The 10,704-nt window shown below is 72.0% G+C and carries 10 protein-coding genes; 1 reads left to right on the top strand and 9 read right to left on the bottom strand.

Annotation, left to right across the window (positions count from 1 at the left end; translation table 11 throughout):
* The 8 genes from murF to dinB all read right to left on the bottom strand — a co-directional run.
* Window positions 1-762: UDP-N-acetylmuramoyl-tripeptide--D-alanyl-D-alanine ligase (gene murF, locus QL985_RS11130; RefSeq protein ID WP_290147861.1), on the bottom strand; the 762-nt coding region annotated here is incomplete at its 3' end.
* On the bottom strand, window positions 759-2,399 hold the full coding sequence (locus QL985_RS11125; protein WP_144802854.1) for a UDP-N-acetylmuramoyl-L-alanyl-D-glutamate--2,6-diaminopimelate ligase: 1,641 nt from the start codon (window positions 2,397-2,399) through the stop codon (window positions 759-761). The genes murF and QL985_RS11125, both read right to left, overlap by 4 nt.
* A 96-nt stretch (window positions 2,400-2,495) precedes the next feature.
* A complete protein-coding gene (locus QL985_RS11120; RefSeq protein WP_100205751.1) occupies window positions 2,496-4,349 on the bottom strand; it encodes a penicillin-binding protein 2 in 1,854 nt (617 codons plus the stop codon).
* An 83-nt stretch (window positions 4,350-4,432) separates the two neighbouring features.
* Window positions 4,433-5,044: a hypothetical protein gene (locus QL985_RS11115; RefSeq protein WP_019310744.1), complete on the bottom strand. Its 612-nt coding sequence runs from the start codon at window positions 5,042-5,044 to the stop codon at window positions 4,433-4,435.
* Window positions 5,041-6,024 (bottom strand): 16S rRNA (cytosine(1402)-N(4))-methyltransferase RsmH, encoded by a 984-nt coding sequence (gene rsmH, locus QL985_RS11110; RefSeq protein WP_019310745.1) that lies wholly within the window; start codon window positions 6,022-6,024, stop codon window positions 5,041-5,043. The genes QL985_RS11115 and rsmH overlap by 4 nt, the downstream gene beginning before the upstream one ends.
* Window positions 6,025-6,418: 394 nt before the next feature.
* On the bottom strand, window positions 6,419-6,850 hold the full coding sequence (mraZ, locus tag QL985_RS11105; protein ID WP_019310746.1) for a division/cell wall cluster transcriptional repressor MraZ: 432 nt from the start codon (window positions 6,848-6,850) through the stop codon (window positions 6,419-6,421).
* A 273-nt stretch (window positions 6,851-7,123) separates the two neighbouring features.
* Window positions 7,124-7,516 (bottom strand): DUF3040 domain-containing protein, encoded by a 393-nt coding sequence (locus QL985_RS11100; protein WP_019310747.1) that lies wholly within the window; start codon window positions 7,514-7,516, stop codon window positions 7,124-7,126.
* A 51-nt stretch (window positions 7,517-7,567) separates the two neighbouring features.
* A complete protein-coding gene (dinB, locus tag QL985_RS11095; RefSeq protein WP_019310748.1) occupies window positions 7,568-8,806 on the bottom strand; it encodes a DNA polymerase IV in 1,239 nt (412 codons plus the stop codon).
* Between the two features lie 215 nt (window positions 8,807-9,021).
* Here dinB and QL985_RS11090 point away from each other — a divergent pair, with 215 nt between their 5' ends.
* Window positions 9,022-10,134: a polyprenyl synthetase family protein gene (locus QL985_RS11090; RefSeq protein ID WP_144802848.1), complete on the top strand. Its 1,113-nt coding sequence runs from the start codon at window positions 9,022-9,024 to the stop codon at window positions 10,132-10,134.
* A 94-nt stretch (window positions 10,135-10,228) separates the two neighbouring features.
* Here the strand turns inward: QL985_RS11090 and QL985_RS11085 are convergent, their stop codons facing one another.
* Window positions 10,229-10,621 carry an Rv2175c family DNA-binding protein gene (locus QL985_RS11085; protein ID WP_019310750.1) on the bottom strand — a complete coding sequence of 131 codons (393 nt, stop codon included), beginning with the start codon at window positions 10,619-10,621 and terminating at the stop codon, window positions 10,229-10,231.
* Window positions 10,622-10,704: the final 83 nt, after the last annotated feature.

Genomic DNA, 10,704 nt, shown 5'->3' with positions numbered 1-10,704 from the left:
CGGCCCCTCTCCGAAGGACAGGACGTGCGCCGCGGTGCGCTCGCGCATGGCCCGCACGCGGGCGTCGTCGTCGTTGAGCACGGCCGTGCCCTCGGGCGCGAGGGCCTCGACCATCTCGCCCTTGGCGCGGGCGATGTTCTCGACGCCGCCGAACTCCCCCGCGTGCGCCGAGCCGACGCACAGCACGGCGCCCACGTCCGGGCGCACCATGTCGCACAGGTAGCGGATGTTGCCGATGTGGGTGGCGCCCATCTCGATCACGAGGTACTCGGTGTCCTCCGTGGCGGTGAACACCGTGAGGGGGACGCCCACCTCGCCGTTGTAGGAGTTGCGCGGGGCCACGGTGGGGCCCTCCGCGCCGAAGATCCCGTGCAGCAGGTCCTTGGTGGTGGTCTTGCCCACCGACCCCGTGACGGCCACGACCGTGACCGGGTGCTCGGCCCGCAGCCGCTGCACCACGCAGCTCGCCAGCGCGCCCATGGCCAGGACCACGTCCTCGACCACCACGCACGGGTACGGACTGCCGGACTCGTCCAGGACCTCGCGCTCGGTGAGGTGCAGCACGGCTCCGGCGGCCGCGGCCTGCGGCACGAAGCGGTGACCGTCCGTGGTCTCCCCCGGCTTCGCGACGAACAGCGTGCCGGGCGCGACCTCGCGCGAGTCCGTGGTCACGGACGTGACGGTCACGGAGTCGGGGTCCGGGACACCGGCGAGCCGGCCGTTCACGGCCTCCGCGATCCGGGCGGCGGAGATGGCGATCATTTCTGCTCCTCTGAGTGCGTCTGCAGGGCGGCAAGCGCCTCCCGCAGCTCCACGCGGTCGTCCAGGGGGACGTCCACGCCGCCGACGTCCTGCACGGTCTCGTGGCCCCTGCCGGCCACGATGACCGAGTCCTCGGGCCGGGCCATGCGCACCGCGGTGCGGATGGCGGTGGCACGCGGTTCGATGACCAGCACCTCGGAGGCACGGGCCCCCGCGGCCACGGCCTCGCGGGCACCCGCGGCCACCTGCTCGCGGATCGGGCCGGGATCCTCCCCGTGGGGGTCGTCGTCCGTGACGATCACCACGTCCGCCTCCTCGGCGGCCACTCGGCCCATGACGGGGCGCTTGGTGGTGTCGCGCTCCCCCGTGGCGCCGAACACGATGATCACGCGGCCGTCCTCGGGGTCCACCGAGCGCAGCGCACGTACCAGGGCGTCCGGGTTGTGGGCGAAGTCCACGAGGGAGGTGGGCCGGGTCCCCACGAGCTCCATGCGACCGGGCACGCTCGCGGTGAGCGGGTCGTGCTCGTCCAGGGCGCGCTGCAGGGTGTCGAGCGCCACGCCGGAGTCCAGCACCATGAGCACCGCGAGCGCCGCGTTGGCCACGTTGAAGTCACCCGGCAGGCCGGTGTGCACGCGCAGCTCACGGCCGTCCCGGTGCCGCAGCACGAACGACGTGCCAATGCCCCGGCTGGTCAGCGAGCTCAGGGTCCAGTCCGCCGCGTCCGCCTCGGGACCCCCGTGGTCGCTGCCCCGCAGGGCCACGGTGCTCACGTTCTGCGCCCCGAGGTTCTCCCGCGCCCGCCGCGCCATGGCCGCGCCCCACGGGTCGTCCTCGGACAGCACGACGACGGCGCGCCGGGTCCGCTGCGCCGTGAACAGCTGGGCCTTGGCCTCGAAGTACTCCGCCATGGAGCCGTGCAGGTCCAGGTGGTCCTGGGTGAGGTTGGTGAACCCCGCGACGTCGTAGCGCACCCCGTCCACGCGGTGGAACTCGAGCGCGTGCGAGGAGACCTCCATGGCGGTGGCCGTGATACCCCGTTCCCGCATGAGCGCCAGCAGGCTGTGGACGTGGGGGGCCTCCGGGGTGGTGAGCTGCGACGGGATGGGGGTGTCCCCGGCGAGGATCTCGATGGTCCCGATCAGCCCCGTGGTGTGCCCCAGGGCGCGCAGGACGGAGGTGGTGAAGTAGGTGGTGGTCGTCTTGCCGTTGGTCCCGGTCACCGCGAACAGTTCCTGGGCCGCACCGTCCTGCGGCTGGGAGCCGTACACGGCCGCGGCCACGGAGCCGACCCACTGACGGGGCTCGGGGCTCACGAGCACCGGCAGCTCCACGCCGGTCCGCGAGAGCTCCGCCGCTCCGTCCGGATCCGTGAGCACGGCCACCGCACCGGCCGCGGCGGCGTCGGACGCGAAGCGGGCACCGTGGACGCGGGCACCGGGCAGAGCCGCGTAGAGGTCACCGGGCTGCACCTCCCGGGAGTTCAGCACCACGCCCGTGACGGAGCCCGGACGGCCCGTGGCCACCGGCACCAGCCGGGCGCCCGTGAGCCGGGCGACGTCCTCGACCGTGTGCGGGACGGGATGGGACGGACGCACGCTCTGCGCATCCGATCCCTCGCGGGCAGAAGCCACCATGAATACCTCTTCGAACCTGTCTGCGGACGTGCCCCGTCCACCCGGGCCGGTGCCTCACCGGTGATTGCTCGTGCGTTGTCGCTCTGAGTCCGCAGTTTATCCCTGGGACTCGTCCCTGCCCGGCTGAGGCCAGGTCTGCTCGAGCGCGTTGGTGGGTGTCACGTCCTTCTTGATGTCCTCCGGCACCTGCATGTCCAGCTCCGGCGCCTTGGTGGTGGAGGGTGCCACGTTGTAGTGGTGCAGCACCTGGGACATGATCTGGGAGAACGTGGACGTCACGCCCACGGTGTGGACGTCGCCCTGCGGCCGCTGCATGGTCACGCCCACCAGGTACTGGGGGTCCTCCATGGGTGCCACTCCCACGAAGGACGTGGTGAAGCCGTCGTAGCCGCCCTTCTCGCTGGGGGCCTCCGCGGTGCCGGTCTTGCCGCCCACGCGGTAGCCGGGAACGGCGGCGTCCTTGGCGCCGCCCTGGGTGACCACGTTCTCCATCACGTCCAGGGTCTGCTGGGCCGCGGTCTCCGAGATCACCTGCTTCGGGGCGGGGCTCTCGGGCGTGGTGACCGTGCCGTCCGGGGACGTGGTGGACTCCACGATCCGCGGCTCGATCTGCTTCCCGCCGTTGGCCACCGCCTGGAAGATCGAGGCCGTGCGCAGCGGTGTCTGGGACACTCCCTGTCCGAACAGCACCGTGTACTCCTGGCGGGCATCCCACTGTGCGGCCGGGGTCAGGATGCCCGTGGACTCGCCGGGCAGCTCGATGCCGGTGGCCGATCCCACCCCGAATTCCTCAAGGTTGTCGTGGCGGGTCTCCTTGTCCATCTTGGAGCCCATGATCACGGTTCCCGTGTTCATGGAGTCCGCGATGATGCCCGCGGCGGTGCGGTTCTGCGTGCCGTGGTCGAACGCGTCCGTGATCTTCTCGGAGCCGATCTGCAGGTACGGCGGCACGGTGATCTCGGTCTCCGGCGCCACGATGCCCCGGTCCAGGGCGCCCGCGAGCGTGGCGATCTTCTCCGTGGACCCGGGCTCGACGGCCTGGGTCACAGCGCGCGCGGAGAGGTCCTCCGCGTCCGCCTTGCCCGGCACGTTCGGGTCCACCGAGGACGAGTCCGCGAGCGCCAGCACCTTGCCGGTCTTCACATCCATGACCACGGCCGTGCCCCACTCGGCCTTGAGCTCCTTGGTGCGTTCGCGCACGGCCTGCTCCGCGAAGAACTGGACGTCGCTGTCCAGGGACAGCTGGACGTCCGAACCGTCCTGCGCGGCCTTCTGCTCCTGCGGTGCCACCGGGATGCGCACCCCGTCGCCGGAGATCTCGAACTGGCGTTCTCCGTCCGTGCCCCGCAGCAGCTCGTCCTGGGTCTGCTCGATGCCGCCGAGGGCCTGTCCCTCACTACCCAGGAAGCCCACCACGGACCCGCCCAGGGAACCGTTCGGGTAGCTGCGCTGGAAGGTGGGCTGGCCGTAGATGTAGGGCAGGTTCAGCTCGCGCAGGGCGTTGTACTGCTCGGGGGTGACCCCGCGCGCCACGTAGTTGAAGGTCTTGTCGCCGTCCAGGGCGTTCTTGACGTCCGAGTCCTTCATCCCCAGCGCGTCGGCGATCTTGTAGACCGCCTGGGTGGGCGTCACTGTCTCCACGGTGCCGTCCTTGTTCGGAACCGCCACCTCCGTGACCGCGGTCTGGTCCACCGTGATGTCGTAGCGCTGCAGCGTGCGGGCCAGCACGGTGCCGCTCGTGTCCGTGATCTCGCCACGCACCGCGGGAACGGGCTCCACCATGGTGCGCTGCTGCGCGGCCGCCTCGGCGCGGCCCGTGGGGTCCAGGCCCTGCACCCAGAAGAGCCGACCGGCCACGAGCAGCAGCAGCGCCAGCAGGAGGGCGATCCCCACCTGGGTGCGCGTGTAGGGCCTGAGCAGGCGGTTCCTGCGCGCGGGTGCTGGTGACACGGTCTTCCTCGATTCCTGGACGCCTGCGTGGTGCGGCTACCTCCGACGGGTGCTGGTTCCGGTCCGCCGGGCGGACCGACGGCTCATTGACCGGGCGCGCGCTGCGACGGCGCGGGGATGGAACCGCCGTTGAGGCCCCGCGCCTCCTCGGCCTTGCGGTCGGCCTCACGCTGGGCGGTCTTCTTCTCCGCCTCCTCCTTGGCGCGCTTCTCCGCACGCTCCTCCGCGGCCGCCCGGTTCTTCTCGGCGGCGTCGGAGCCCTTCATCTCCGCGGGCGGGACGAGGATGTCCTGGGAGTCCTTCTTCTCCGCCGGTGCGGACGGCGGCGTGACGTCACCGGTGTCCACGTTGATGCTGCCCACGTCCTGGGCCGGCACCATGCCGAGGTCGTTCGCGCGGGCGGCGAGGTTCTGCGGTGCGGAGTTGGCCTCGATGTCCTGCGTGAGCGCCTCGTTCTCCTGCGACAGCGCCCGCTCCTGCCCGGTGAGCTCGGTCAGCTGGTACTGCCCCTGCGTGATCTGGACGTTCAGCAGCAGGATGCCCACGAGTGCTGCGGCCAGTGCGAGCGTGCACATCACCACCGTGGACACACGGCTGCGGCGGGGCACGCGCCGTGGCACCACGGACAGCGGCTGCCGCTGCGCGTCACCCGGGGACTCCGGGGCCGACGCCGCGCGGTCCGGTCCTCGGCTCATCGCGTCCCCCCTGGTGTGATGGTCTCCCGCAGGCGCTCCGCCGCCCGGAGCCGGGCGGACGCGGCGCGCGGGTTGCCCGCCGTCTCGTCCTCGTGGGCCCGCTCGGCCCCGCGCGTGACGACCTTCAGCACCGGCTGGTGCTCCGGCAGCTCCACGGGGAAGCCCCGGGGTGCCGTGGAACGCGCACCGCGAGCGAACTCCTGCTTGACGATTCTGTCCTCCAGGGAGTGGTAGCTCATGGCGACGACACGCCCTCCCACCCTGACAGTTTCCACGGCCGCGGGGATCGCTCGCTCCAGGACGTCCAGCTCCTCGTTGACCTCGATGCGCAGCGCCTGGAACGTCTGCTTGGCGGGGTGCCCCTTCTTGTGCTGCGCGGCGGCGGGAACGGCGGAGCGCACCACCTCTACGAGCTGGGCGGTGGTGTCCAGAGGTGCCTGCGTCCGGGCGGCCACGATCGCGCGCGCGATCCGCGGCGCGAAGCGGTCCTCACCCCACCGGTAGATGATGTCCCGCAGCTCGTCCTCGGAGTACTCGTTGACCACCGTGCGGGCCGTGAGCTCGGCCCGGGAGTCCATGCGCATGTCGAGTGGCGCGTCGAAGGAGTAGGCGAAGCCGCGGTCGCGCTCGTCCAGCTGGAGGGAGGAGACTCCCAGGTCGAAGAGGATCCCGTCCACCCGCTCCACGCCCGCCAGCGCGGCGGCGTCGGCAATGTGGTCGTACGTGGTGTGGATGCTCGTGAAGCGGTCCCCGAACCGCTCGAGCCGCCGCCCGGCGAGCCGCAGCGCCTGCGGGTCCCGGTCGATGCCCACCACCCTGGCGCGCGGGAAACGGTCGAGGATCGCCTCGGTGTGCCCGCCCATCCCGAGGGTCGCGTCGACGACCACAGGGCTCGGGGACTCCAGTGCCGGGGCGAGGAGGTCGAGGCAGCGGTGCAGCATCACGGGAACGTGCCGCTGCTCGGCGGGCGCCTCTTCCATGCCGGGCTCCTGGTCTGTTGCTGGTGGTGCTGGGGGGGGGTGGGTCGAGGACCCTGTGCCATGGTACGGGCCGTGACCGCCCGCCGACGCAGCCGGGGAACCTGCCGGTGACGTCGCACCGCCCAGTGACGTCACAGCCCAGTGACATCGCACCGCCCAGTGACATCACCGCCCAGTAGCGGCTCGGATCGCGCGGCGCACCCGGCGATCCTGGCCCTCCGATTCGTCTCCGGGCGCGGCGGCCCCGCGGGCCGGCCACCCGGTCACCAGATCCCCATCCGCCGCTCGCCCCTCGAATCCGGCCTGGCTCGGGGGAAGTCGAGTCAGGACGGTGACGTGGGCGGCTGGAGATCTCATGACCGGGAACGCACCGGCGAGGCACCGGGCCGGGACCTCAGAAGAGTCCGGGGATGACCTCGTCCTCCGTCTCGGAGAATGCCGCTTCCTTCTCCGAGAGGTACTGCTGCCAGGCGGCCGCATCCCAGATCTCGGCGCGGCTGCCCGCCCCGATCACCGCCAGTTCCCGGTCCAGGCCCGCGTAGGAGCGCAGGGACGCGGGAATGGTGATGCGACCTTGCTTGTCCGGAACCTCGTCCGAGGCTCCGGAGAGAAAAACGCGGATGTAGTCCCTGGCCTGCTTGGACGACAGCGGCGCCGCCCGCATCTGTTCGTGGACCCTGGCGAACTCCTCCGCGCTGAACACGTACAGGCATCGCTCCTGTCCGCGCGTCAGCACGAGTCCGTCCGCCAGTTCAGCCCTGAACTTCGCCGGAAGGATGAGCCGTGCCTTGTCGTCGAGACGCGGTTCGTATGTTCCGAGAAACATCGCCACCGCCTTCGCCTCAGGGCCAGCCCGACCCCCGCTTCTCTACCGCCCTCCACTTTACTCCACTCCACTCCCCGGTCAATGCAGAACGCTCCACAATGCCTCTCCGGGCGGCCCAACCCAGGGTCTGCGGGCCCCTTGAGAGGAGGCGCAACCGGGCCCTGTCCTGGGGCGGGGGCGGTAGTGCCGCGGGAGCGGACACAGAAGAACTCCCCGGCGACACGCCGGGGAGTTCGAGGAAGATCGGAGCCGCGAGGGCCTCTGGCGGGCCGGTCAGAGCCCGCCCTGGTTGCGCCTGTCCCACTTCTCCTCAAGGCCCTGGAGGAAAGTGGAGGACTTCTTCGGGGCGGGTCCGGAGCCCCCCGGGGTGGTGCCCGTGGACGACGCCGCGCCCGCGGGAGCCTTGCTGCGGAGGGTGGCCACGTACGTGCCGCCGGCCATGACCACGAAGCCGAGCACTCCCACCACGATCAGCTGCGTGGACACCCCGGCGAGGAGGACGCCGAGTCCCACCACCGCGAGCACGACCCCCAGCACGACGTTGCGCATGGAGCCCCGCCCCCGCACCGTTTCGGTGTGCATGCTGGATGCGAAGCGGGGGTCGTCTTCGTGCAGCTGCTTCTCGAGCTGGGCGAGAAGCTGCTGTTCGTGCTCGGAGAGAGGCACGATTCCTCCTGTGGGGTTGAGAGAGTGAGGCGGTGGCCGTGGGACCGTCCCTCACGTACCGTCCAGAATATCCCGTGGCGGGACGTTTGGCACCGTGGGATCCATCAGTTTCGCTGGACGCACGACCCCCGGCCCGAACCGGTGGTGCACCCGGTCCATGGCCTCCTCGGCCGCTCCCCACTCCCCCTCGCGGCCGTCCAGGCTGAGCTGGAGGGCGTGGCCGGATCCCACGAGCTTCTCGGACCTGACACCTACCAGCCGCACCGCCTGCGGGCGCGGCCCCAGTGCGTCGAGCAGACCGGTGGCCTCCGTGTAGAGGTCGTGGGCGGAGGCCACGGGGTGGCCCAGGGTGCGCGAGCGGGTGATCGTGGTGAAGTCCGCGTACCGCAGCTTGAGCCCTACCCGTCCCGTGAGCAGACCGTGGCGTCTCAGCCGGGCCGCCGTGTCGTGGCTCAGCCCGAGCAGGACGCGCTTCAGTTGGGCGGTGTCCGCCACGTCCGTCTGGAACGTGCGTTCGGCCCCCAGGCTCTTCTCCTCCCGCACGGGTGTCACGGGGCGCGGGTCGTGGCCGAGGGCGAGCTGCTGCAGGTGTGAGCCCGCGGCCACCCCCACGAGGGCGTGCAGCCGCGGCAGCGGGGTGTCCGCGATGTCCCCCACCGTGGCGAGTCCCGCCGCGTGAAGGGTCTCGGACGTGCGCCTGCCCACGCCCCACAGCCGCTCCACCGGCAGGTGGGCGAGGAACGCCCGGGTGTGCTCCGGGGCCACCACGAGCAGCCCGTCCGGCTTGCAGTGCGCCGAGGCGATCTTGGCCACCGTCTTGTTCTCGCCGATCCCCACGGACGCGGTGAGCCCGGTCCGCTCGTGGATGGTGCGCCGCAGCCGCCGGGCGATCTCCACGGGTGGCCCGCAGCGGCGGATGGCGCCCGAGACGTCCACGAACGCCTCGTCCACGCTCAGCTGCTCCACCCGGTCCGTCACGGAGCGGAAGATGTCCATCACGATCGCCGAGTAGTGGGCGTAGGCCTCCCGGTGGGGTTCCAGCAGCACTGCCGAGGGGCACCTGGCCCGCGCCTGGGAGACCGGCATGGCGGAGTGCACCCCGTACTCGCGGGCCTCGTAGGAGGCCGAGAGCACCACGGAGCGCGGCCCGGAACCCGCGACGATCACTGGGCGGCCGCGGTGCTGCGGTGCGGTGAGCAGCTCGACCCCCACGTAGAACATGTCCATGTCCACGTGCAGGATCGCGCAGCGCCGGTACTCCTCCAGCTGCTGCGGGCTCGGACCGCCCATCGCGTGCGCCTCCCGTCTCAGCTCCTCCGGGACGGACCCGGAGACCCCCGCCGTGCCGGGGCCGGGACGGAGCCCAGCCTAGGGTTCGGCTCCGACACGCTGAACGGAGCCCGTGACGTGCGGCTAGGCTGGGCGGGCCGGTCCGCGGACCCCGCGGGCGAGCCCGGCCCGCGTGGCCCGGCACACGCCACCCCTCCCAGCAAAGGTGCCCCGGAATGACCTCCACGGACGATCCCGCCGCCACTGCCGCCGCGCAGGACGCCCAGTTCACCGCCCGGCTCGACACCGCCATCCGCGAGTTCTTCGCCGCCGAGCGGGAACGGGTCACCGCCATCTCCCCCGACGCCACGCGCCTGGTAGCGGCCATCGCCGACCTCACGCACGGCGGCAAGCGGCTGCGCGCGCGACTGTGCCACTGGGGCTGGTGCGCCGCGGGCGGGGAGGCGGGCAGCGACGTCGTGGTGGCCGCGGCGGCATCCCTCGAACTGTTCCAGACGGCGGCGCTGATCCACGACGACGTCCTGGACCGCTCGGACACCCGCCGCGGCAGGCCGAGCGTCCACAGGGTCTTCGAGGCCGTCCACCGCGAGGCCGGCTGGGCCGCGGATCCTGAGCACTTCGGCGTCGGTGCCGCCGTGCTCACCGGGGACATGAGTCTGTCCTTCGCGGAGCAGCTCTTCGCCGAGGCCGCCGCAGGTGTGGCCCCTGCGGCGGGTGCCGCGGCGCGGCACATCTTCTCGAGCATGCGCACCGAGGTGATGGCCGGGCAGTACCTCGACATCCACGCGGAGGTCGCCCCGCCGTCGCACGACGCCGCGGTGCAGCTCGAGCGCGCCATGACGGTGCTGCGCTTCAAGTCCGCCAAGTACTCGGTGGAGCACCCCGTGGCCATCGGTGCCGCCCTGGCCGGTGCGGGCCAGCAGTTCCTGGCTGCGTGCGCGGCGTTCACCCTTCCCCTGGGAGAGGCGTTCCAGCTGCGCGACGACGTCCTGGGTGTGTTCGGCGACCCGGAGACCACGGGCAAACCCGCGGGGGACGACATCAGGGAGGGCAAGCGCACCGCCCTGATCGCGCTCTGCTCCGCCGGGTGCTCCCCCGCGCAGCGGCAGTGGCTCGAATCGGTGCTGGGCTGCGAACGGCTCACCGAGGAGGACGTGGCGCGGGTGCGTGACCTCATGCGCTCCAGCGGCGCCCACGAGCGCTCCGAGCAGCTCATCGCGGACCTCGTGACGTCCTCGGACGAGGCGTTGGCGGTGCTGCCCACCGGCGAGGTGCCCCGCGCGGGACTGCGGGCGCTGGCGGACGCGGCGGTGCGCCGCACACGCTGAGTCACCCCGGAGGAGGGGCCGCGAGCCCCGCGCCGCGGGCGGGGTCCGGGCACGCTGCGGGCCGGCGCCCTCCGCTGTTCTCAGTCGGCCCGGTTCACCAGCCGAGCGCCTGTGCCCGGCGCCGCACCTCGGTCTTCTGACCGCGGCGCAGCGCGTCGATCGGGCGGCCGGGGAGGGACTCGTCCTCGGTGAACAGCCAGCGGATGGCCTGCGCATCCGTGTAGGCCGCGTCACGCAGCACCGCCACCGTGCCCTTGAGGGAGTCCACGGGGTGCGAGCCGTCCATGAACGCCGCGGGCACCACGCGCACGCGGTCCTCGGGGCGGCGCACCTCCAGCAGGGAGCCGTCGTCCATGAGACGGTGCACCCGGGTGATCTGGATGTCCATGGCCTCGGCGATGTCGGGCAGGTGCGTCCACTCGCCCACGAGGGCGTCGAGTTCGGCGAATTCCTGGGGCGTGAGATCGGTTGCGTAGTTCACGCGCACTACTCTGCCACGCCGCCGCAGGCTCGCAGAACCCGGGTGGGCGGCGCAGGGTCGGGTAATCTGGCAGCACAGCGTGCGGCGCC

Source organism: Kocuria sp. APC 4018, from assembly GCF_030407675.1.
GTDB classification, from domain to species: Bacteria; Actinomycetota; Actinomycetes; order Actinomycetales; family Micrococcaceae; genus Kocuria; species Kocuria rhizophila.
Note: the sequence above shows the minus strand (reverse complement) of the source record. Positions and strands in the feature narration are given on the sequence as shown.